The 22617-nt window shown below is 63.1% G+C and carries 25 protein-coding genes; 17 read left to right on the top strand and 8 right to left on the bottom strand.

Annotated elements, in window-relative coordinates:
- The first annotated feature begins 24 nt into the window (after positions 1–24).
- Positions 25–501 carry an SspB family protein gene (locus tag ACODR8_RS02225; RefSeq protein WP_119745137.1) on the top strand — a complete coding sequence of 159 codons (477 nt, stop codon included), beginning with the start codon at positions 25–27 and terminating at the stop codon, positions 499–501.
- 15 nt (positions 502–516) lie between these two features.
- On the opposite strand, the gene ACODR8_RS02220 is transcribed toward ACODR8_RS02225, so the two are convergent.
- On the bottom strand, positions 517–837 hold the full coding sequence (locus tag ACODR8_RS02220) for a type II toxin-antitoxin system RelE/ParE family toxin (RefSeq protein WP_489005753.1): 321 nt from the start codon (positions 835–837) through the stop codon (positions 517–519).
- Positions 795–1082, bottom strand: a complete 288-nt coding sequence (locus ACODR8_RS02215; RefSeq protein WP_489005752.1) for a CopG family ribbon-helix-helix protein — start codon at positions 1080–1082, stop codon at positions 795–797. The genes ACODR8_RS02220 and ACODR8_RS02215 overlap by 43 nt, the downstream gene beginning before the upstream one ends.
- A gap of 266 nt (positions 1083–1348) precedes the next feature.
- On the opposite strand from ACODR8_RS02215, the gene fumC reads away from it, so the two are divergent.
- Complete coding sequence (fumC, locus tag ACODR8_RS02210; RefSeq protein ID WP_489005751.1) at positions 1349–2734, top strand: class II fumarate hydratase; 1386 nt, start codon at positions 1349–1351, stop codon at positions 2732–2734.
- A gap of 49 nt (positions 2735–2783) precedes the next feature.
- Positions 2784–3128, top strand: a complete 345-nt coding sequence (locus ACODR8_RS02205) for a hypothetical protein (protein ID WP_294133808.1) — start codon at positions 2784–2786, stop codon at positions 3126–3128.
- On the opposite strand, the gene ACODR8_RS02200 is transcribed toward ACODR8_RS02205, so the two are convergent.
- Positions 3125–3679 carry a DUF2585 domain-containing protein gene (locus tag ACODR8_RS02200; RefSeq protein WP_489005750.1) on the bottom strand — a complete coding sequence of 185 codons (555 nt, stop codon included), beginning with the start codon at positions 3677–3679 and terminating at the stop codon, positions 3125–3127. The genes ACODR8_RS02205 and ACODR8_RS02200 overlap by 4 nt on opposite strands.
- 66 nt (positions 3680–3745) lie before the next feature.
- Between ACODR8_RS02200 and gmk the strand changes: the two genes are divergently transcribed.
- A complete protein-coding gene (gene gmk / locus ACODR8_RS02195) occupies positions 3746–4411 on the top strand; it encodes a guanylate kinase (protein WP_217673627.1) in 666 nt (221 codons plus the stop codon).
- Positions 4412–4417: 6 nt separating this feature from the next.
- On the opposite strand, the gene ACODR8_RS02190 is transcribed toward gmk, so the two are convergent.
- Positions 4418–5482 (bottom strand): class I SAM-dependent methyltransferase, encoded by a 1065-nt coding sequence (locus ACODR8_RS02190; RefSeq protein ID WP_489005749.1) that lies wholly within the window; start codon positions 5480–5482, stop codon positions 4418–4420.
- Positions 5472–6338 (bottom strand): prolipoprotein diacylglyceryl transferase, encoded by an 867-nt coding sequence (lgt, locus tag ACODR8_RS02185; RefSeq protein ID WP_489005748.1) that lies wholly within the window; start codon positions 6336–6338, stop codon positions 5472–5474. The genes ACODR8_RS02190 and lgt overlap by 11 nt, the downstream gene beginning before the upstream one ends.
- Positions 6339–6553: 215 nt before the next feature.
- Between lgt and ACODR8_RS02180 the strand changes: the two genes are divergently transcribed.
- The 4 genes from ACODR8_RS02180 to ACODR8_RS02165 all read left to right on the top strand — a co-directional run bounded on the left by ACODR8_RS02180 (position 6554) and on the right by ACODR8_RS02165 (position 10363).
- Positions 6554–7675, top strand: a complete 1122-nt coding sequence (locus ACODR8_RS02180) for a Ppx/GppA phosphatase family protein (protein WP_489005747.1) — start codon at positions 6554–6556, stop codon at positions 7673–7675.
- Positions 7672–8376, top strand: coding sequence for an RlmE family RNA methyltransferase (locus ACODR8_RS02175; RefSeq protein ID WP_119745114.1), 705 nt, complete (start codon positions 7672–7674; stop codon positions 8374–8376). Before ACODR8_RS02180 ends, ACODR8_RS02175 begins: the two co-directional genes overlap by 4 nt.
- A gap of 102 nt (positions 8377–8478) precedes the next feature.
- On the top strand, positions 8479–9987 hold the full coding sequence (locus tag ACODR8_RS02170; protein WP_489005746.1) for a YifB family Mg chelatase-like AAA ATPase: 1509 nt from the start codon (positions 8479–8481) through the stop codon (positions 9985–9987).
- Between the two features lie 7 nt (positions 9988–9994).
- Positions 9995–10363 (top strand): YkvA family protein, encoded by a 369-nt coding sequence (locus ACODR8_RS02165; RefSeq protein WP_489005745.1) that lies wholly within the window; start codon positions 9995–9997, stop codon positions 10361–10363.
- A 207-nt stretch (positions 10364–10570) separates the two neighbouring features.
- On the opposite strand, the gene ACODR8_RS02160 is transcribed toward ACODR8_RS02165, so the two are convergent.
- From ACODR8_RS02160 to ACODR8_RS02150, 3 genes are all read right to left on the bottom strand, one after another.
- Positions 10571–10951 carry a bactofilin family protein gene (locus tag ACODR8_RS02160; protein ID WP_489005744.1) on the bottom strand — a complete coding sequence of 127 codons (381 nt, stop codon included), beginning with the start codon at positions 10949–10951 and terminating at the stop codon, positions 10571–10573.
- A complete protein-coding gene (locus ACODR8_RS02155) occupies positions 10932–12017 on the bottom strand; it encodes a M23 family metallopeptidase (protein ID WP_489005743.1) in 1086 nt (361 codons plus the stop codon). The genes ACODR8_RS02160 and ACODR8_RS02155 overlap by 20 nt, the downstream gene beginning before the upstream one ends.
- Positions 12018–12291: 274 nt before the next feature.
- Positions 12292–14580 carry a putative bifunctional diguanylate cyclase/phosphodiesterase gene (locus ACODR8_RS02150; RefSeq protein WP_489005742.1) on the bottom strand — a complete coding sequence of 763 codons (2289 nt, stop codon included), beginning with the start codon at positions 14578–14580 and terminating at the stop codon, positions 12292–12294.
- Positions 14581–14947: 367 nt separating this feature from the next.
- Here ACODR8_RS02150 and rpsL point away from each other — a divergent pair, with 367 nt between their 5' ends.
- From rpsL to rplB, 9 genes are all read left to right on the top strand, one after another.
- Positions 14948–15319, top strand: coding sequence for a 30S ribosomal protein S12 (gene rpsL / locus ACODR8_RS02145; protein WP_026002556.1), 372 nt, complete (start codon positions 14948–14950; stop codon positions 15317–15319).
- A gap of 13 nt (positions 15320–15332) precedes the next feature.
- Positions 15333–15803: a 30S ribosomal protein S7 gene (rpsG, locus tag ACODR8_RS02140; RefSeq protein ID WP_066606496.1), complete on the top strand. Its 471-nt coding sequence runs from the start codon at positions 15333–15335 to the stop codon at positions 15801–15803.
- Between the two features lie 160 nt (positions 15804–15963).
- On the top strand, positions 15964–18036 hold the full coding sequence (fusA, locus tag ACODR8_RS02135; protein WP_489005741.1) for an elongation factor G: 2073 nt from the start codon (positions 15964–15966) through the stop codon (positions 18034–18036).
- A 131-nt stretch (positions 18037–18167) separates the two neighbouring features.
- Complete coding sequence (tuf, locus tag ACODR8_RS02130) at positions 18168–19358, top strand: elongation factor Tu (protein ID WP_217673616.1); 1191 nt, start codon at positions 18168–18170, stop codon at positions 19356–19358.
- Between the two features lie 139 nt (positions 19359–19497).
- Positions 19498–19806, top strand: a complete 309-nt coding sequence (gene rpsJ / locus ACODR8_RS02125; RefSeq protein WP_006960299.1) for a 30S ribosomal protein S10 — start codon at positions 19498–19500, stop codon at positions 19804–19806.
- A gap of 277 nt (positions 19807–20083) precedes the next feature.
- Positions 20084–20836, top strand: a complete 753-nt coding sequence (gene rplC / locus ACODR8_RS02120; RefSeq protein ID WP_217673615.1) for a 50S ribosomal protein L3 — start codon at positions 20084–20086, stop codon at positions 20834–20836.
- A gap of 3 nt (positions 20837–20839) precedes the next feature.
- Positions 20840–21463, top strand: a complete 624-nt coding sequence (gene rplD / locus ACODR8_RS02115; protein ID WP_119745096.1) for a 50S ribosomal protein L4 — start codon at positions 20840–20842, stop codon at positions 21461–21463.
- The gene (locus ACODR8_RS02110) at positions 21456–21770 is read left to right on the top strand and encodes a 50S ribosomal protein L23 (RefSeq protein WP_006960305.1); all 315 of its coding nucleotides are present in this window, start codon (positions 21456–21458) and stop codon (positions 21768–21770) included. Before rplD ends, ACODR8_RS02110 begins: the two co-directional genes overlap by 8 nt.
- A 10-nt stretch (positions 21771–21780) precedes the next feature.
- Entirely contained in the window at positions 21781–22617 is an 837-nt protein-coding gene (rplB, locus tag ACODR8_RS02105; RefSeq protein ID WP_119745094.1) for a 50S ribosomal protein L2, read from the top strand.

Raw genomic sequence — 22617 nt, 5'->3', positions numbered from 1 at the left:
TCGCGTCGTTAGGACATGGACGCCATGAGCGATGACCTGCCCGACAGCCTGATTCCCTATGACGAAATCGTGCAGGAAGCCTTGCGCGCCGTCGTCGGCCGCGTGTTGGGAGAGGTGCAGGCCAGCGGCGGCCTGCCCGGCAGCCACCATTTCTACATCACCTTCAAGACCCAGGCCCCCGGCGTCGACATCCCCAAGCGGCTGATCGAGCGCTTCCCGGACGAAATGACCATCGTCCTCCAGAATAAATATTGGGACCTGAAAGTCAGCGACCATCATTTCGAAGTCAGCCTGACCTTCAACCAGGTCGCCGCCCACCTCAACATCCCCTTCGCCGCGATCACGGCGTTCGTGGACCCCGCCGTCAACTTCGCGCTCCAGTTTCAGGTGGCGGGCGACGCATTGCCGGAACCCCATGACGAAGCGGAAAATGACGGCCCGCAGGTGGTGGCCGAGGATGGGTCCAATGTGGTGACGGTGGACTTCGGCAAGAAGAAGTAGGCCGACGACGCTTTGTCACTCGCGTAGCGGCCATTGGCGGCGCGCATGGAGCACACGCAGGATGCGTATATTGTCTCCGGCGACGTCATAGATCAGCAAATAGTTGCGATGGACGACCAGCTCGCGCGTATCGGCTACCCGTCCAGGGCGGCCCATCGCAGGGTGATCGGTCAAAGTTCGCGTCTTCTGCGAGAAGATTTCATCCATCATGATGGCAGCCGCCGGATTTTCCTTCGCGATATGCTCGCCAATATCCCGGCGGTCCTGACGCGCGTCCAGCGTCCAGAGCAGCTTCACGCCGGACCGGCCATCCTGCGGCGCATGTCGTCCCGCCATGCCTGCGCCTCGGCCTCGACCTCATCGTCGGATACAAGATGGCCCGCATTGGCGGAATCCAGGCCTGCCTGAACCTGACTGCGAAACCAGATGTCATGCTCGGCAACGGTCCGCTGCCCGGCAACATAATCCCGCATGAAATCCCGGATCAATTGCGCGCTTGTGCGATCATGGGCCTTGGCGGCGTCGGCAAAGGCGCTTTTTAACGCATTATCGACTCGTATCGTGAAAGTCGCTTCACCCATGCCGCATCTCCTGTGTTACATAAGCTGTGCATGGTAACACGGCCAGCCTATGTTGTGAAAGGCTAATGCAATTCCCGCTGTCCTACATCGCCCCCCGGCGCTAACTCTCCATATGCGATATGGGCGAACTTAGCGAAGTTTCACATTCTATTCCCTCCAACCAACCCGCCCGGTCACCGCTCTGCACACAACCCCTTGGATTTCCACACCCACACCCCAGATCAGTCTTAGATTTGCGAATAGTTCTTAACTGAAAGGCCTCTCCAATGCCCGCAACCCGCACCGAAACCGACAGTATCGGCGCCATAGAGGTGCCTAGTGCAGCCTATTGGGGCGCGCAGACGCAGCGGAGCATCGAGAATTTCCCGTTCGACCAGGTGGAGCGGATGCCGATCGGCATCGTTCATGCGCTCGCCATCGTGAAGCAGGCGGCCGCGCGGGTGAACCGGCATCACGGGCTGGACGGTCCCCAAGCCGACGCGATCGAAACCGCTGCCGCTGCCGTGGCGGCTGGCCATCATGACGACCAGTTCCCGCTCGTCATCTGGCAGACGGGCAGCGGCACCCAGACCAATATGAACGTCAATGAAGTGATTGCGGGCATCGCCAATGAAGCGCTCACCGGCACGCGCGGCGGCAAGCATCCGGTGCATCCCAATGATGGTGTGAATTTGGGCCAATCGTCCAACGACAGCTTCCCCACCGCGCTCCATATCGCCGCCGCGCTGGCGGTCACCAACGCCCTGTTCCCGGCGCTCGACCGGCTCCATGCCGCGCTCGATGCCAAGGCGAAGGCGTGGGACCATATCGTCAAGATCGGCCGCACCCATTTGCAGGACGCGACCCCGCTGACGTTGGGGCAGGAATTTTCCGGCTATGCCCACCAGGTCTATCGCAGCCGCAAGCGCATCGAGCCTGCCGTCATGCACGGCATGATGGCGCTGGCGCAGGGTGGCACGGCAGTCGGCACCGGCCTCAATGCGCCCGAAGGCTTCGACGTCGCGGTCGCGGCGGAAATCGCCGCCATCACCGGCCTGCCGTTCCGCACCGCCGACAATAAGTTCGAGGCGCTCGCGTCCAACGACCCGCTGGTCCACCTCTCCTCGACCCTCGCCACGCTGGCCGTCGCGCTCACCAAGATCGCCAACGATATCCGCCTGCTCGGTTCCGGCCCGCGCTCTGGCCTCGGCGAACTGGATCTGCCCGCCAACGAACCGGGCAGTTCGATCATGCCGGGCAAGGTCAACCCGACCCAGTGCGAAATGCTGACCATGGTGGCAGCCCAGGTCATCGGCAATCATCAGGCGGTGACGGTCGGCGGGATGCAGGGCCATCTGGAACTCAATGTGTTCAAGCCGATGATCGGCGCGGCAGTGCTACGCTCGATCCATTTGCTGAGCGTCGGCATGGACAGCTTTGCCGAACGCTGTGTCGAGGGGCTGGAGGCGAACGAGCCGCGCATCGCCGAACTGGTCGATCGATCGCTGATGCTGGTCACTGCGCTCGCCCCGGCGATCGGCTATGACAATGCCGCCGCCATCGCCAAGCACGCGCACAAGACCGGCCAGACGCTGAAAGCTGCGGGACTCGAACTGGGGCTGGTGGATGCGGCGACCTTCGACGCGCTGGTGCGGCCGGAAAATATGACATGATCCATATCAGCATGGCGGAACCGCGCGCCGTTCGATACATTGAGCCAGTATGAAAAAGCCCTTCGCCCCCAAAGCCCCGCTCGTTACCGTCACCGCCCCCAAAAAGGCCAGCCTGCTGCGCAAGGCTGCCCGTATCGGCGCGACCGTGGTGGCCGCCCGCGTCGCGGCGGACACGGGCAAGAAGGGCGTCGTCGGCCTGATTGCGGGCATGGGCGTCAAGCGCCTCATCATGCGCTTCCCCGCTGGCGCGCTGTTCGTGACCGGCGCCTATATGGCGGGCAAAATGTATGAGGCGAAGCGCGAGGTCGACCGCAAGCGCGCGATCAAGGCGCTGCCGGACCTGAGCAAGGAGCCGGTCCCAATCGACGCCGCGCGCAAGGCCCGCAAACTCTAAAGCGCCGCCTGCCAATCGCGAATGGCGTCTACCGGAAAGGTCAGCATCAGCACATTGAGCGTCAGATTGTCGCGTATGACAGCCAGCGCCACCAATTCGAACCCGATCGCGACCGCCACCGACAGCCAGACTGGCGCGCGCGACGCGAACAGAAAGCCCAGCGTCATCATGCCGATATCGCTCATCGAATTTAGGACCGAGTCGCCACTATAGCCCAGCGCGATCGTTGCGGTTCGATAGCGATCAATGATGATCGGCGAATTTTCCAATATCTCCCAAGCCGATTCCACCGCCACAGCCAGCGCCAACCGCACCCCGACCGGACGCCGCCGCAGCAGCCACAGGGTGGCGGGGTAAAAGAGCAGCCCATGGATGACATGGCTCAGACTATACCAGTCCGCGATATGCTGGCTGTTACCGCTGTCGAGCGCCCCGTGCCACAGATCGATCCGGCCACAGGTGCAGATGGGTGGCCGGTCCATCAGCAACAGGATGGCGCAGGTCAACAGCGCGATCAGCCCCGCGGCGATCAAACCCCGGCGATGGACCATCTGCCTGTGCCGCATCCCGACATTTCCCCCTCTTGCAAAAGCCCGCTTCAAGCGGCACTAGCGGCCATGGCCGACACTATCCCGATCGAGACCCCCGACTTCAAGCGACGCGGCGTCCTCTTCGTTCTTTCCTCGCCGTCTGGCGCGGGAAAGTCCACCATCGCGCGCAAGCTGCTCGCGGCCGAGCCGGATATGTCCATGTCAGTGTCGGCGACCACCCGGCCGATGCGACCGGGCGAAGTCGACGGCAAGGATTATCATTTCGTCGACCTGCCGGAATTCCGCCGCATGACTGCCGACCAGGAATTTCTGGAATGGGCGCATGTATTCGGCCAGCGCTACGGCACCCCGCGCGCGCCGGTGGAAGCCATGCTCAAGAGCGGGCAGGATGTCTTGTTCGACATTGACTGGCAGGGCGCGCAGCAATTGCACCAGATTGCGGGGGGCGACGTGGTGCGGGTGTTCATCCTGCCGCCGTCGATGGAGGAACTGGAACGCCGCCTGCGCGGCCGCGCGACGGACAGCGACGAAGTCATTGACGGCCGCATGGCCCGCGCCGCGGGCGAAATCGCGCATTGGGACGGCTATGATTATGTGCTGTGCAATGTCGATGCCGACGATTGTTTCAGCCGGGTGCAGACCATCCTGCACGCCGAACGGATGAAGCGTAGCCGCCAGACCGGCCTCATTGGTTTCATCCGCAAGCTGGGCCGTTATCACCAGGAAGATTGAGGGCAATCAGTCGCCAAAACCCGCGGGATCGGCCCAGTCGGGATGGACCCAGGCCATCGCCTTGAACAGCCTGCCCATGGCGTCAGCATCGGTCAGCCGGGCGCGGGCGGCCTCCACTTCGGCGGCGCGGGCCGGGCTGGTGCGGGCCAGTTGATCGGCGCGGGCGTCGATGCCCAATTCGCGCAGAAACGCCCCCTGGTCGACCGGCCCCGACACACGCAGCCCAGCCTGCCGCGCCATATTGCCGATCATGGTGAAATCGACATGGGTCGTCAGATCGACCTCGCCGGGATCGGTAAAGGGGTCGGCAAAGGCGTGGGCCTTGACCGCTTGCAGCGTGTCGCCCAGCAGCGGCCCGGCATAGCCATAGTCGATGATGATCGCCGCGCCGCCCTGTTTGGCGATCCGCTGCGCCAATGCATAGGCGATACCCGCGCCCACGATCGGCGTCTCGATGATCGCGCCGTCCTGCGCTTGCGCGGCGATTGGCGGCAGGCCCGATTCGATGCGGCGATAGCCGGGGACGGCCATGAAGCGCCCCTCTTGTTCGCGCCGGATGACGACCCGCTCACGCCATTCCTCGCCAACGCGGATGCACTGGCGCACCGGCAGCGCATCGAAAAATTCATTGGCGACGATCAGCAACGGCCCTTCGGTCGGCAGGCTGTCGATATTGTCATGATGGGTGACGTGGGGCAGCAATGCGCGCTGCCGTTCGCGCAGGGTAGGGCTGGTCTCGACAAAATGGATGCGCGGCGCGAGCGCGGCGCTTTCCATCGCGCGCAGCGCGTCAGCCGCCAGCGTCCCGCGTCCCGGTCCCAACTCGGTATAAAGCGGCCCCGGCTTCCGGCCCGACCGCATCCAGATGTCCGCCAGGCACAGCCCCACCAGTTCACCGAACATCTGGCTGATTTCCGGCGCGGTGGTAAAGTCGCCATCCGCGCCCAGCGGATCGCGGGTGGCGTAATAATGCTGGTTCGCCTCGGCCATATAATGGGCGACCGAGATCGGCCCGCCCGCCGCGATCTGGCGCGAGAGCCGTTCGGCGAGGCTCAGAGGTTCAGCTGACACTCGCGCTTCCGGCGATCGGTTCCACCCGCACGCGACGCCCCTTCGACGTAACGATCAGGTAGAGGCCACCCAGGATCATCGGCACACACAGCCACTGGCCCATATGCAGGCCGGTGCGGGCGGCGAACTCCATCAGTTGCGCGTCAGCCTCTCGCACATATTCGACACCGAAGCGAAACACGCCATAGCCCAGCAGGAAGAGACCCACGAGCATCCCCGGCTGATAGCGGGCGCGGGTGCGCCAGAAGGCGAAGGCAAGGATTGCGAACAGGACGATCCCTTCCAGCGCGGCTTCGTACAACTGGCTGGGATGGCGCGGATAGGGGCCACCAGTCGGGAAGATGATGCCCCACGGCACGTCGGTTTCCTTGCCCCACAATTCGCCATTCACGAAATTGGCGAGGCGACCGAAGAACAGACCGAAGGGGACGCAGCAGGCGACATAATCATGGATGCGCAGCCAGCTGAGTTTCTCCTTGCGCGCCATATAGAGGATGCCCAGCGACACGCCCGCTGCGCCGCCATGGAAGGACATGCCGCCATTCCACAGCTTGAAGATGTCGAGCGGATTGTTCAATATTTCGGGCTGGTAGAAGATGACATAGGCCAGCCGCCCGCCGATGATGATGCCCAGCGTCGCATAGAAGATCATGTCGTCGGCATGGCGGCGCCCCATCGGCGATCCGGGCTGGGCGATCAGCTTGAGCAGATACCAGTAGCCGATCAATATGCCCGCCAGATAGGCGAGACTATACCATTTCAGCGTGAAGAAGCCCAGGTCGAGCGCCACCGGGCCGACGCCCAGATCGTCAAAACGGATCGCACCCGAAGCGGCAGCGGCAAGGTCCAGGATCAAATCGGCTTCCTCTTGGCAATAGGAGTGTGGCCATAGAACAGGCGGGCGGGAAGATGAAGGGGAGGGGCCAGGAAAAAGGTCGCTCCGCAGGACGGCTCCCGATTTGGATCGTCGGTCGGGGCGCGCGCCTTGCGCATTGGCGCTTATCTGCTTAAGCATGGTCCCCAAGTTCCGGTCCCGCTTTGGGGCTGGCGATATGTGAAGCGAGTTACGGCATGGTGCAGCAGAGCCGCCCATCGCCGCAGAGTTCCGGCCCGGCCGGCCGTTATGCGGGCAAGCGCGCCCCTTCCGGTCCGGGCGATGGGAGCAAGGCTGCGGCCATTCCTCCCCCGTCGACGCAGCGGGGCTTTGCGCCTTATGGCGCGCGCGAACGGCGATCCTATGCCGCGATCGACCTTGGCACCAATAATTGCCGCCTGCTGATCGCCAAGCCGTCGGCTGACGGGTTCATCGTCGTCGACGCCTTTTCGCGGATCGTTCGGCTGGGCGAAGGGCTGGCATCGACTGGGCGGATCAGCGATGCCGCGATCGACCGGGCGATTGCGGCGCTCTCCGTCTGCGCCGACAAGCTGCGCCGCCGCCATGTGACGTTGGCGCGGTCGGTCGCTACCGAAGCCTGTCGTCGCGCCACCAACGGCGCGGAATTCATCCAGCGCGTCTATCGCGAAACCGGCATTGCGCTCGACATCATCAGTGCGGAGGAAGAAGCGCGGCTCGCCGTGCTGGGCTGCCATGCCTTGCTGGAACCGGGCAACGGCCCGGCCTTGATCTTCGATATTGGCGGCGGATCGACCGAACTGGTGCTGGTCGATTCACAGGGATCATCGGGCGCGCCGCGCATTGTCGACTGGGTCAGCGCGCCCTGGGGTGTCGTGTCGCTCACCGAAAGCGAAGCGTTCGAGCATGACGATGCCGACGCGCGACTGGCCGCCTATGACCGGATGCGCGCACGGGTCAGCGAAGCCTTCTCGCCGCTTGCCCGTCGTCTGCCGCAGGGCGCGCAGGATATACGACTATTGGGTACGTCGGGGACGGTGACCACGCTGGCCAGCCTGCATCTCAACCTGCCGCGCTATGACCGGCAGGCGATTGACGGGCTGATCGTACCCTGCGCGTCCATGCGGTCCATTTCGGAGCGCCTGTCGGCCATGGCGCTGGGCGAACGGCAGAAACTGCCCTGCATCGGCACGGAACGGGCTGATCTGGTGGTGGCGGGCTGCGCCATATTGGAATCGATCCTCGACATCTGGCCTGCGGAGCGACTGGGCGTTGCTGACCGCGGCATTCGCGAGGGCATATTGCGCGGTCTGATGGACCGCGACGGGAGAATGATGTGAGAGGCGCTGGCGCAGGCAGGGTGCGGGTCAAGAGCGCGAAGGGCCGCACGGCGCAGTCGGTGCGCTGGCTCGAACGCCATCTGAACGACCCCTATGTCCATAAGGCCAAAGCGGAAGGCTGGCGCAGCCGCGCCGCATTCAAGCTGATCGAGCTGGACGAGAAATTTCACTTCGTGAAGGGATCGCGCGCGGTTGTCGATCTGGGTGTCGCGCCGGGTGGCTGGTCGCAGGTGGTGCGTAAACTGGCACCCAAGGCGGCGGTCGTGGGTATCGATCTGTTGCCGGTCGATCCGATCGGCGGCGTCACCCTGTTCGAAATGGACTTCATGGATGACAAGGCACCACAGCTTCTGCGCGATGCGCTGGGCGACGCGCCTGATCTGGTGATTTCCGACATGGCGGCCAACACGGTCGGCCATGCCCAGACCGACCATCTGCGTACCATGGGCCTGGTCGAAGCGGCGGCCTGGTTCGCGGTCGAAAATCTGCGCAAGGGCGGCACCTTCGTTGCCAAGGTTTTTGCGGGCGGGACCGACGGCGAATTGCTGGTGCTGCTCAAAAAGAATTTCACGACGATCAAGCACGCAAAGCCTCCCGCCAGCCGCAAGGGCAGCGTGGAATGGTATGTCGTCGCGCAAGGGTTCAAGGGGCGACCCGATGAGCCGGCACGGGACCGGACGGGCGCGCCGATAGAAGATTAAGTGAAGAATGGCGTGTTCCCGCGCAGGCGGGAACCCAGTTGAAACGTCGGAACTGGCTTCCCGCCTGCGCGGGAACATGGTGTACGAAAGATCGGGGGGCATTTGGTCGCAACGGTATCGACGGTCGCTTATCTGGGTCTGGAGGCGCGGGGCGTCGAGGTGCAGTGCCAGCTGGTCCCCGGCCTGCCCAATTTCATCGTCGTCGGCCTGCCGGACAAGGCGGTGGCCGAAAGCCGTGAGCGGGTGCGCAACGCGATCGCCGCCATCGGCCTGTCGCTGCCGCCCAAGCGGATTACCGTTAACCTTTCCCCTGCCGACCTGCCCAAGGAAGGGTCGCATTATGACCTGCCGATCGCGCTTGCGCTCCTGGGCGCGATGGGGGTGATCGATGCCGAAACGCTGTCAGGCTATGTCGTCGTCGGCGAACTGGGGCTGGACGGGCGTACCGCGCCATCGCCCGGCGTGTTGCTGGCGGCGCTTCATGCGGGCGAGCAGGATATGGGGCTGGTCTGCCCGGTCGCGCAGGGGGCCGAAGCCGCCTGGGCGGGGCAGGTGGAGGTGGTCGCTGCCCCCGATTTGCTCAGCCTGCTCAACCATTTCAAAGGGACGTCGGCCCTCTCGCCGCCGCAACCGGGCGCGGTCGAAGCGCCCGTGCGCACCGCCGACCTCAAGCAGGTCAAGGGGCAGGAGACCGCCAAGCGCGCGATCGAGATCGCCGCAGCGGGCGGGCATAATCTGCTGATGGTCGGGCCGCCGGGTGCTGGCAAGTCGCTGATGGCGAGTTGTGTTCCGGGCATATTGCCCGAACTGACGCCGGGCGAAGCGCTGGAAACATCGATGGTGGCCAGTGTCGCCGGGACGCTGGAGGGCGGACGGATCAGCCGCGCCCGCCCATTCCGCAACCCCCATCACAGCGCGTCGATGGCCGCTTTGGTCGGCGGCGGGCTGCGGGTGCGGCCGGGCGAGGTCAGCATGGCGCATCTGGGCGTCTTGTTTCTGGACGAACTGCCGGAGTTTCAGCGCGTGGTGCTGGATTCGCTGCGTCAGCCGCTGGAAACGGGCGAGGTGACGGTGGCCCGCGCGAACGCCCATGTGACCTTCCCGGCGCGTGTGCAGTTGATTGCCGCGATGAATCCGTGCCGCTGTGGCCATTTGGGTGATCCGGCACTGGCCTGCTCGCGCGCGCCGCGTTGTGCGGCGGACTATCAGGCCAAGGTGTCCGGGCCGCTGCTCGACCGCATCGACCTGCATGTCGAGGTGCAGGCGGTAACTGCCGCCGATCTGGTGCTGCCACCGCCCGCCGAAGGATCATCCGAGGTCGCCGCGCGCGTCGCCGCCGCCCGCGCGGTCCAGACGGCGCGCTATGCCGACAGCAAGGTGCGCACCAACGCCGAAGTCGATGGCGAGGCGCTGGAGGATGTCGCCGGACCGGACGAGGCCGGGCGGCAATTGCTGGCGCAGGCGGCCGCCGCGATGAAGCTGTCGGCGCGCGGCTATACCCGCGTGCTGCGGGTCGCCCGGACGATTGCCGATCTGGCCGGGGCGGAGAAGGTCGGGCGCGTCCATATCGCCGAAGCGCTCAGCTATCGTCGTCGCGCGCCGGTGAACTGAGGCGACGATGCTGGCCGCGCTCAAAGCCTGGGCAAAGCGGCTGAAGCGCGAGGTCGTAGCATTATGGATTGCGGCGCGCAGTGCCGACACGCCATGGTTCGCGCGTCTGATCGCGCTGCTGGTGGCCGCTTATGCGCTCAGTCCGATCGACCTGATTCCCGATTTCATACCGGTGTTGGGTCTGTTCGATGATCTGCTGATCGTGCCGCTCGGCATTATGCTGTCAGTCCGCTGCATCCCGCCTGCGCTGATGGCGCGTTATCGGGCAGAGGCGGCGGATCGTGCGGAGCGGCCATCCAGCCGTGCCGGGGTCATTATCGTGCTGATGCTATGGGTGGTCGGACTGGGTGCCTGCCTGTACTGGCTGGCAGGCTGACCGGTCAGGGGATCGGCTGAACGCTGATCAGCGTGAACAATCCGATGGCGATGCCGCCGATCGCGAAGCCGATCAGGAAGCGGCGTATATCCGGCCAATAATCGGGCGTGTCCATGCGGTCGTCTCCCCATGTCGGTGACAGGGGACGGGTATCGCGGCCACGCGGCCGCATCCAGTGACAAATATGGTTAGGAGCGTCGGGGCCGGTCAGACTGCGCCGTCCCCAGCGATCAGCTTGAGTTCCGGCACCGCGCCATGGTCCTTATGCGCGAAATGGCCTTCGATCCGGCTGCCCGGTTCGATCGTGATCCGTTCATAGCGGACATCACCGGTGATCCGGGCCGTGCTTTCGACGACCAGTTCCTGCGCGGTGATCGACCCGTCGACCAGTCCCGCCAGGCGCGCGCTCTGCGCGGTGACATGGCCGACGATGCGGCTGTCTGGTCCCTGCACCAAAGCGGCGCAGCTGATATCGCCCTCAACCGCGCCATCGACATGCAGGTCAACCGAGGCGGTCAGGTTGCCGCTGATCGTCACATCGCTGCCGATCAGCGAAAAGGGGGTGTTTTTAGCCCCGGTTGCCGACATCGGCGAAACGCGCTTTGGCGATCTGCTGGACTTGGAGAACATCTTGGCGGGCCTCCAGAAAACGGCGCGGGTTGATGGCCTGGCCGTTCAGCCGGACCTCGAAATGCAGATGCGTGCCGGTCGAACGGCCGGTCGATCCCATGCGCCCGATCGTGTCGCCGCGCGCGACCGTCTGGCCGACCCGGCTGGCAAAGCCGGACAGATGGGCATAGCGGGTCATCAGACCATTGCCATGTTCGACCTCGACGACATTGCCATAGCCCTGGCGCTGGCCGACAAAGCTGATCTTGCCACCGGCGGCGGCGTTGATCGGCTGGCCAAAGCGGCCGGGAAAGTCGATTCCGGCATGGAAGGCGGCATGGCCGTTAAAGGGATCGCGGCGATAGCCATAGGAACTGGTCTGCATCGGCGCCGTCGTCGGCTGGCCTGAGGGAATCGCAAGCAGGCTGCGTTCCAGCAATTCCATCCGGTTGAGCGCGCTTGCCAGCTCTTCCAGCTCGCCGGTCATGGCGCCCTTGTCGCCCTTCCACGGAACGAAGGGGCCACCCTGGGCGCGGGCGGCGCTGCGGGTCAGGCTGTCGGGGTTCAGGCCAAAGCTGCGGATCGCGGCGGCGGCCTTGTCGGCGCGCCGTTCGACCGCGCCGGTCAGCATCATCGCGAACTGGCGTTGGCGCTGGGCGAGGCGGACGAGCGGCGCGGCTTCGGGAGCCATGCTGATCTTGGTGGTCAGCTTGCCCTTCTCGCCACTCTTGGCCGGGCCGACCAGATCGGCCCCCGCGGCGTTGCCATCCTCTGCACCGAAATGCGTCTTGTAGAGGTCGTCCATGAAATCCTGGCGCGCTTCCAGATCCTGCGCCAGATCCTCGACCGACTTGCGATAGTCGGCGACCTTGTTCGCCGTGCTGGCGACCGCCTTGCCCTGCTGGGCCAGCAGCGCGCGCTCCTGTGCGACCGAGGCATTGTTGGCGAGCATCGAGATGGTCGCGCCGCCCCAGCCAATCAGCGCGGTGGAGACGATGGCGATAGCGGTCAGTTGCGCCCGGCGGGAGACGCGCAGGAACTTCACTTGCCCCCCGGAGCGGAGGAAAATCTCCCGCTCAGGGCAAAGCGCGCTTAACCGCGCGCGGAGAGCGGCTGCCCCCGTCTTGGCTTTTTGCGACAATTGCGACCCCACACTCTTATTCGAGTCGGGCCGATAGCAAAGCACTGTCGAACAGGCGAATCCGTCGTTGCGGAGTCGTGACGAGTCGAAGCGTCAGCGCGGTGAAATGAACAGTTGCGTCGTTTGTTCCCCGCTACAGAAAATAATTTGCCCAAATATCTTCCGCCCTTGTTTCAATCTATTTCAGGGCGGGGCGGGCGAGTCCCTGTCTTGTCAGCAGTTCTGTTATAGCCGTGGCGGGCATGGCCGCGCCGAAATGATAGCCCTGGCCGTAATGGCATCCGCCGGCTCGCAGATAATCGATCTGATGGCTGTTCTCGACCCCTTCGGCAACGGTGCGGATGCCGAGGCTATAGGCAAGGTTCAGCACCGTGCGCACGATCGCGGCATCGTCCGGGTCGGTCTCCAGATCGCGCACGAAGCGCTGGTCGATCTTGATGATGTCGATCGGAAATTGCTTGAGGTGGGAGAGGGAAGCGTAGCCAGTCCCGAAATCATCAAGGGCGATAGAAACCCCAGCGTCACTCAGCCGGTTCAGCACCTGCCCGACGCGGTCGGCATTGCGGCCCAGAAAGACCGATTCGGTAACTTCCAGCTCGATTATCGCCGGGGGCAGGCCGGCTTGCGCCAGTCGCTCCAGCAAATGATCGACGAAATTGTCATCATTCAGGTCCGCGCCCGACACGTTGAGGGCAACATGGCCGATCGGCAGCCCGGCGTCGCGCCAGCCGACGCAGTCGGCAATGATTCCGTCTATCATCCGGCCGGTTATGGCAGGCCCCAGTTCGGGATGTTCGAAGGCGGCGGCGATGTCGGCTGGCATGATGACCGTGCCATCGGCGGTCGGGCAGCGGAACAGCGCCTCGAACCCGACGATCGCGCCGGTATCGAGTGCAATTTTGGGCTGATACCAGGGGCAGGGATGTTCCTGCGCCAGAATATGGCGGGCACGGTCGAGCATGGCCGCTTCCCGATCCCAGCTTTCCAGCAGGTCCGGCCCAAATATTATCGCGCGGCCCCGCCCATTATTCTTGGCATGATAGAGGGCGATGTCGGCATGTTTGACCAGGGCCGTCACATCCTCGCCATGGTCGGGGAACAGCGCGACGCCGATGCTGACGCGGCATTCGATAGGGCGACCGCGATAGTCGAGCGGGGCGTGGAGATGATCGGCGATGCGTGCCAGGATGGGTTGCAGCGTGTCGGCGTCGGGCAGGCGGGTAAGCAGCACGGCGAATTCGTCACCGCCCATCCGCGCGACCAGATCGCCCGGTCGCAGGGCGTGGCGCAACCGTCCGGCCACCGCGCACAACAGCGCGTCGCCGGCATCATGCCCGGCCGTGTCGTTGACCCGCTTGAATTCGTCCAGGTCGATCAGCAGCACGGCCAGTTGCGCCCGGTCATTCGACGCGGCCGTTGCTTGCGTGACGGCAGCCATGAAGTGCGCGCGATTGGCAAGGCCCGTCAGCGCGTCCGTCATGGCCAGGCGCTCCAGATGCCGTTCGGCCTGCTTGCGTTCGGTAATGTCGACCACGCTCGTCATGAAGCAAGGCTCGCCATCGATCACGATCGGGCGGGAGGACAGGAGCGCATGGCGAAGCGCGCCATCGGCGCGGCGTAGCCGACACTCGAAATTGTCGACCGCCTCGCCGCGCTGGAGCATTGCGAACAGTTCGTCGCGCACCGGCAGGTCGACATAGGTCTGCTCGACATGGCCAAGGTTGATATCATGTCCTGCCGCATAGGCATCGGTGGCAGCGCGGTTGAGGCGCAGGATATTTCCGTCATAGCGTGTGACGAGCAAGGGCAGCGGCACGGCCATGAACATCCGTTCCAGCGTGTCGCGACTATTGGCCAGTTCCAGCTGCACGGCGTGTGCGACCTGCCCGGCGGTCCATTCCTGCCGCTGGAGTCGGTTGTTCCGGGCGATCGCGATCCACATGCCGCAATGGAGCATCAGCATGGCCAGAACCATGCCGGGCGTGGTGGAGGAAAGCGGGGCAGGGGCAAGATAGCCGATCAGCAGCGCGATACAGCACCCCAGTCCGCCGCCGACATTGCCGCGAAAGCTAGTGGGAACGACGAGGTAGAATACCAGCGGCAGCATGACGAGGACGAAGATGGCGATGTCACTGCGCGAACTGACGAGGAAGGCGACGCCGATGGCTGTCACGACCTGCCAGGCGAAGCAGATGCGCTCGACCGCCGGAAAGCTGGTCATCCGGCGGCATAGCGACAGGCAGACGATGGACCAGACAATCACCGTCAACCGTGCAGGCACCGCGATCCAGAAATGCGGCGTCCCGGCAAAGCGCCAGTCGCTTATCAGGAACAGAATATTCAGGACGATCGAGAGGATGAACAGGTTGCGGGCATGGCGTCGCGATTCGGGCAGGCGTTCGGCCTGGAACGCCGCTTCCCGTTCGGCTAGGCGAAATTCGCCGCTGATGGTCGAAAGCCCGGTCACGCCCTGTCCAGTTGACGCACCCCAATGGTGCCGGGGCGCAAGATAGGGCAGGCAAGGTTAGTAATTCCCTAACCAGCGCCTGTCGGACCCGCTCGGTCAGCGCTACGGGCAGAGTGTCGGCACTATGCTTGACCCTTTGCCCCGGCATCGCTATAGGCCCGCCTGCCCAGCGGTCTGCCGCGTAGAGACTCGTCTCCTCGCATCATCCCACGCGGGCAACACAGAGCTGAACATTACCGGATGCTCTTGCGGCTCCAGGGGGGTATTGCACCCGCCGGGGCCTTTGCTGTTTGGAAGCGATATGTTTCCCGGCGGCATTGAACGCAGGGGTGTTGCGGTAAAGTAACTGAAAAAGGTGAAGGGCTTCATGCCAACAATCAACCAGCTGGTCCGCAAGGGCCGCGAACCGCAGAAGGCCAAGTCGAAGGTCCCTGCCATGGATGCGAACCCGCAAAAGCGTGGCGTTTGCACCCGCGTCTATACCACGACCCCGAAAAAGCCGAACTCCGCGCTCCGCAAGGTGGCCAAGGTTCGCCTGGTCAACCAGCGCGAAGTCATCACCTATATTCCTGGTGAAGGTCACAACCTGCAGGAACATAGCGTCGTGCTGATCCGTGGCGGTCGTGTGCGAGATCTTCCGGGCGTGCGTTATCACGTTCTTCGCGGCGTTCTGGATACCCAGGGCGTCAAGGATCGCAAGCAGAGCCGTTCGAAGTACGGCGCCAAGCGTCCTAAGTAAGGGAGACTAAAATATGTCACGTCGTCGTCGCCCCGAAAAGCGCATCATCCTGCCCGATCCCAAATATGGCGATCAGGTTCTGTCGAAGTTCATGAACTCCATCATGCAGGACGGCAAGAAAGCCGTTGCTGAATCGATCGTTTATGGCGCCCTGGAAACCGTCGAGGCTCGCGCCAAGAAGGATCCGATCGGCATGTTCCATGACGCGCTCAACAACATCAAGCCGGGCATCGAAGTCCGCAGCCGCCGCGTTGGCGGTGCGACCTATCAGGTTCCCGTCGAAGTGCGTCCTGAGCGTTCGCAGGCTCTGGCCATCCGCTGGCTGATCACCGCTGCGCGCAACCGCAGCGAGACCACCATGGCTGCCCGCCTGTCGGGTGAGCTGATGGATGCAGCCAACAACCGTGGTAACGCGGTCAAGAAGCGCGAAGACACGCACCGCATGGCGGAAGCGAACCGCGCCTTCTCGCACTATCGCTGGTAAAAAGATTGGCGGGGCGGCGGTCGATCGACAGTTGCCCCGTTTATCGCTCTTAAAAATCCATCCGTTCGTCGTGGGCCTACCCATGGCGGACGGATTGGTTTAGGGGCCACGCAAGAACACGAATCCCCAACCGCCGGTGCGCCGGCAACGGAGAAGCATCATGGCCCGCAGCCATCCGCTCAAACTGTATCGCAATATCGGCATCATGGCCCATATCGACGCCGGCAAGACGACGACGACCGAGCGTATTCTTTATTATACCGGCAAGTCCTACAAGATCGGCGAAGTCCATGACGGCGCCGCGACGATGGACTGGATGGAGCAGGAGCAGGAGCGCGGGATCACGATCACCTCGGCTGCGACGACCTGTTTCTGGAACGGCCACCGCATCAACATCATCGACACCCCCGGCCACGTCGACTTCACGATCGAAGTCGAACGTTCGCTGCGCGTGCTCGACGGCGCGGTTGCCTGCTTCGACGGCGTTGCCGGTGTTGAGCCGCAGTCCGAAACCGTGTGGCGTCAGGCGGACAAGTATAAAGTCCCGCGCATGTGCTTCATCAACAAGCTCGATCGCACCGGTGCCGACTTCTATTATTGCGTGCAGTCGATCATCGATCGTCTGGGTGCGCGTCCCGCCGTGCTGTATCTGCCGATCGGCACGGAAAGCGATTTCAAGGGTCTGGTCGACCTGGTCGAAAACCGCGCGATCATCTGGAAGGATGAATCGCTGGGCGCTGAATTCTTCTTTGAAGAAATCCCCGCCGACATGGCTGAAAAAGCCGCGAAATATCGCAGCGACCTGATCGAGCTGGCCGTCGAGCAGGACGACGCTGCGATGGAAGCCTATCTTGACGGCACCGAGCCTGACACGGCGACGCTCAAGGCGCTGATCCGCAAGGGCGCGCTCAACCAGTCGTTCGTCCCGGTGGTTTGCGGTTCGGCGTTCAAGAACAAGGGTGTTCAGCCCCTGCTCGACGCCGTCGTCGACTATATGCCCAGCCCGCTCGACATTGAGGACGTGCAGGGCGTCAAGATGGACAGCAACGAGCCGGACAGCCGTCCCGCGACCGACGACGCGCCGTTCAGCGCGCTGGCGTTCAAGGTGATGAACGATCCGTTCGTGGGTTCGCTCACCTTCATCCGCATCTATTCGGGTACGCTCGTCAAGGGTACTTACCTGAACTCGGTGAAGGATAAGAAGGAAAAGGTCGGGCGTATGCTCGAAATGCACGCCAACGAACGTAAGGACGTTGACGAAGCATTTGCCGGCGACATCATCGCGCTGGCCGGCATGAAGGAAACCACCACCGGCGACACGCTGTGCGCCGAGCGTCAGCCGATCGTGCTGGAGCGGATGGAATTCCCTGAGCCGGTTATCGAACTGTCGGTGGAACCCAAGACCAAGGCGGACCAGGAAAAGATGGGCATCGCGCTCAATCGCCTGTCGGCCGAAGATCCCAGCTTCCGCGTGTCGACCGATCACGAATCGGGCCAGACCATCATCAAGGGCATGGGCGAGCTTCACCTGGAAATCCTCGTCGACCGTATGCGTCGCGAGTTCAAGGTCGAAGCCAATGTCGGTGCGCCGCAGGTGGCCTATCGCGAATATCTCGCGAAGAAGGTCGACATCGACTATACCCACAAGAAGCAGTCGGGTGGTTCGGGTCAGTTCGGCCGCATCAAGGCGACCGTCATTCCTGGCGAGCGTGGTTCGGGCTATCAGTTCTTCGACGAGATCAAGGGCGGCAATATTCCCAAGGAATATATCCCCTCGGTCGAAAAGGGCTTCCGTGAGACGGCGCTGACCGGTCAGTTGATCGGCTTCCCGATCATCGACTTCGAAGTCCATCTCTATGACGGCGCCTATCATGACGTCGACTCGTCGGCTCTGGCGTTCGAAATCTGTGCCCGTGGCGCGATGCGCGAAGCGGCGCAGAAGTCGGGCATCAAGCTGCTCGAACCGATCATGAAGGTCGAAGTCGTGACCCCGGAAGACTATCTGGGTGACGTCATCGGCGACATGAACAGCCGTCGTGGCCAGATCCAGGGCACCGACAGCCGCGGCAACGCACAGACTGTCGATGCCATGGTCCCGCTGGCCAACATGTTCGGTTATGTGAATACGCTGCGCTCTTTCACCCAGGGTCGGGCCAGCTATTCCATGTCGTTCTCGCACTATGATGAAGTGCCGCAGAATGTCGCTGACGAGGTGAAGGCCAAGATGGCCTGAAAATCCTGATCCGCCCCGTGCAAACGGGGCGGTTAGGGCTTTCATTATGCGAATTTGCTGCTATGGACGCGCCTTCGCAAGGCGCGGCCGAGCGGTCAAACCCATCGGATTTGATTAGAAGGTAGGATAAAATGGCGAAAGCTAAGTTTGAGCGGACGAAGCCGCATTGCAACATCGGCACCATCGGTCACGTCGACCATGGCAAGACCTCGCTGACCGCAGCGATCACGAAGGTACTGGCCGAAACCGGCGGCGCGACCTTCACGTCGTATGACAATATCGACAAGGCGCCTGAAGAGCGCGAGCGCGGCATCACAATTTCGACCGCCCACGTCGAATATGAAACCGAGCAGCGCCACTATGCGCACGTCGATTGCCCCGGTCACGCTGACTATGTGAAGAACATGATCACCGGTGCCGCCCAGATGGACGGCGCGATCCTGGTCGTGTCCGCCACCGACGGCCCGATGCCCCAGACCCGCGAGCACATCCTGCTCGCCCGTCAGGTCGGCGTGCCGCAGATGGTCGTGTTCATGAACAAGGTTGACCTGGTCGACGATCCAGAAATTCTGGAACTGGTCGAGCTGGAAATCCGCGAGCTGCTGTCGTCCTATGACTTTGACGGCGACAACATCCCCATCATTCCGGGTTCGGCTGTTTGCGCCCTCAACGGCACCAACAACGAAATCGGCCATGACGCCGTTCTGAAGCTGATGCAGTCGGTCGACAGCTGGATCCCGCAGCCCGACCGTCCGGTCGACAAGCCCTTCCTGATGCCGATCGAAGACGTGTTCTCGATCTCCGGCCGTGGTACGGTTGTGACCGGCCGCGTTGAAACCGGCATCGTCAAGGTTGGTGAAGAAGTCGAGATCGTCGGCCTCAAGGACACCCGCAAGACCGTCGTCACCGGCGTTGAAATGTTCCGCAAGCTGCTCGATCAGGGTGAAGCTGGCGACAATATCGGCGCGCTGGTTCGTGGCGTTGGCCGTGAAGACGTTGAGCGTGGCCAGGTTCTCTGCAAGCCCGGCTCGATCAAGCCGCACACCGAGTTCGAATCGGAAGTCTATGTTCTGTCGAAGGAAGAGGGTGGCCGTCACACGCCGTTCTTCGCCAACTACCGTCCGCAGTTCTACTTCCGCACCACCGACGTGACCGGCGAAGTCGTGCTGCCTGAAGGCACCGAGATGGTCATGCCCGGCGACAACGTGAAGCTCGGCGTCAAGCTCATCGCCCCGATCGCGATGGAGCAGGGTCTGCGCTTCTCGATCCGCGAAGGCGGCCGGACCGTCGGTTCGGGGGTTGTCTCGGCAGTCACCAAGTAATATAGGCAGCGAGCCGCGCGGGTCACCTGATTCGCGCGGCTCGGATTTTAACCGCCTCGGACCGATCCTCGCCGGCTTTGCGCTAGAGGGTCTAAACGGGGCGGTTTGTTTTTTGGCTCTTTCGCATCGGTAGTAGGACATGGACAGCAACATCCGCATTCGCCTCAAGGCGTTCGATCATCGCGTGCTCGATCAGGCGACCGGCGATATCGCCGACACCGCCCGCCGCACCGGCGCCCTCATTCGCGGCCCCATTCCTTTGCCGACGCGCATCGAAAAGTTCACGGTCAACCGTGGCCCGCACGTCGACAAGAAGTCGCGCGAACAGTTCGAAGTCCGCACTTACAAGCGTATGCTTGACATTGTGCAGCCGACGCCGCAGACGGTCGACGCGCTGATGAAGCTGGACCTGGCTGCCGGCGTGAACGTCGAGATCAAGCTGGCCTAAAGCCAGCAAGTCCCTGCTGACCGAAAGGTGAGCAGGGTATCGGGTATTCCGCCCCCTCTTTCTTTTAGGGAAGGGTGGAAGCTCAAACGACACAAGGGATACCGCGCGGCTCATGCCGTGGCCCTGGTCCCCCGTCGCTGTTCCCGAATAGGGGGTGGCATCCAACCCAGACGGGGTGATCTACAAGCAAAGGGTTGGCCGCGAAGGAGAAATCCTGAGCGGTTTTTTCGTTGGATACGCCCGCTGATAAGGCGGGCCTCTATTGGGAGTATGGATCATGCGCACTGGCGTGATCGCGAAGAAAGTCGGGATGACCCGCCTGTTCCAAGAGGACGGGCGTCATGTTCCGGTTACGGTTCTGGCCCTTGAAGGCAACCAGGTCGTGGCTCGGAAGGATGTGGACAGCGACGGCTATGTGGCCGTGCAGCTGGGTGCCGGCACCGCGAAAGTTAAGAATGTCGCCAAGCCGCAGCGCGGTCACTTCGCCAAGGCGGAAGTGGAGCCTAAGGCACGTCTGGTCGAATTCCGTGTCGCCGAGGATGCACTCCTCGATGTCGGTGCAGAAATCGCCGCTGACCATTTCATCGCCGGCCAACTGGTCGACGTGGCGGGTCACACGCAGGGTAAGGGCTTTGCCGGCGCTATGAAGCGTTGGGGCTTCGGCGGTATGCGCGCCACCCACGGCGTGTCGATCAGCCATCGTGCCCATGGTTCGACGGGTAACCGCCAGGATCCGGGTCGCGTCTTCAAGAACAAGAAGATGGCCGGTCACATGGGCGATCGTGAACGTACCCAGCAGAATCTGGAAATCGTGCGCACCGACGTCGAGCGTGGCCTGATTTTCGTCAAGGGCAGCGTTCCGGGCGCCAAGGGCACCTGGCTCACCGTCAAGGACGCGGTCAAGGTCGCTCGTCCGGCGGATGCACCCTATCCCGCCAGCCTGAAAAAGGCTGACAACAGCAATGACGCTGCGAACACCCCGGCTGAAGAAGCCGTGGCGACCGACGTCACCGAAGGCCAGGAGGGCTAAACCATGAAGGTCAAGGTACAGACCCTCGACGCAGCAGAAGCTGGCGATCTGGAGCTGAACGATGCCGTTTTCGGTATCGAGCCCCGCGCCGACATCCTGCATCGCGTCGTCACCTGGCAGCTCGAAAAGCGTCGCGGCACCGCTCGCGGCACCCGTGAGCGTAGCGATGTTGCCCGCACCGGCAAGAAGTTCGGCCGCCAGAAGGGCGGCGGCACCGCCCGTCACGGCGATCGCCGCGCGCCGGTGTTCATCGGCGGTGGTAAGGCCCACGGCGCCCGCGTCCGTGACTTCAACCCCTCGCTGAACAAGAAGGTTCGCGCGCTGGGTCTGAAGATGGCGCTGTCGTCGAAGGTCAAGGCCGGAACGCTGACGATCATCGACAGCCTGGATGTTGCCGAAGGCAAGACCAAGGCGCTGGTCGCCAGCCTCGCCAAGCTGAACCTCACCAAGGTGCTGTTCATCGACGGTGACGCTGTGAACATCAGCTTTGCCAAGGCATCGGCCAACATCATCGGCGTGGACCTGCTCCCTGCCGTCGGCGCCAATGTCTACGACATATTGAAAGCCGACTCGCTGGTGCTCACGCGCGCTGCGGTCGAAAAGCTGGAGGCCCGTTTCAATGGCTAAAAAGCAAGCCGGAACCGTCGACAACCGTCATTATGACGTCGTCGTCGCGCCGCACATCACCGAGAAGTCGACGCTCCTGAGCGAAAACAACGCCGTGGTTTTCAAGGTCGCCAACACCGCGACCAAGCCGGAAATCAAGGCCGCTGTCGAAGCACTGTTCGGCGTGACCGTCAAAGCGGTCAACACGCTGGTGCAGAAGGGCAAGACCAAGCGCTGGAAGGGCAAGCCCTACAAGCGTTCGGACGTCAAGAAGGCGATCGTGACGCTGGCCGAAGGCCAGTCCATCGACGTCACCACCGGTATCTGAGGCGCGGACCATGGCACTCAAGCACTATAACCCGACCAGCCCCGCCCAGCGCGGCCTGATCCTGGTCGACAAGTCGAGCCTGCACAAAGGGAAGCCCGTCAAGGCGCTGACCGAAGGCAAGCGCAAGACCGGTGGCCGCAACAACAAGGGTCATGTGACCTCGCGCGGTATCGGCGGCGGTCACAAGCAGCGCTATCGTATCATCGATTTCAAGCGTCGCTTGTGGGACGTCGAAGGTACGGTCGAGCGTCTGGAATATGACCCCAACCGCACCGCCTTCATCGCGCTGGTCAACTATCCCGACGGCACCCAGGCCTATATCCTGGCGCCGCAGCGTCTGGCCCCCGGTGACAAGGTCATCGCGGCGAAAAAGACCGACGTGAAGCCGGGCAATGCGATGGAACTGGGTCAGATGCCGGTCGGCACGATCATCCACAACATCGAAATGAAGCCAGGCAAGGGCGGTCAGCTCTGCCGTTCGGCAGGCACCTATGCCCAGCTCGTCGGTCGTGACCGCGGCATGGTCATGGTTCGCCTGTCGTCGGGTGAACAGCGCTACATTCGTTCCGACTGCATGGGCACCATCGGTGCCGTCAGCAACCCGGACAATGGCAATACCAACCTCGCCAAGGCAGGCCGCAACCGTTGGAAGGGCATTCGTCCTCTGACCCGCGGTGTTGCCAAGAACCCGGTCGATCACCCGCATGGTGGTGGTGAAGGCCGGACCTCTGGCGGCCGTCATCCGGTCACGCCCTGGGGCAAGCCGACCAAGGGTGCCCGCACCCGCCACAACAAGGCGACGGATAAGATGATTATCCGTAGCCGCCACGCGAAGAAGAAGAGGTAA

The sequence above is a fragment of the Sphingobium sp. FG58 genome, from assembly GCF_057809055.1.
The sequence above is the reverse complement of the archived record's forward strand: the minus strand, read 5'-3'. Positions and strand labels throughout refer to the sequence as shown.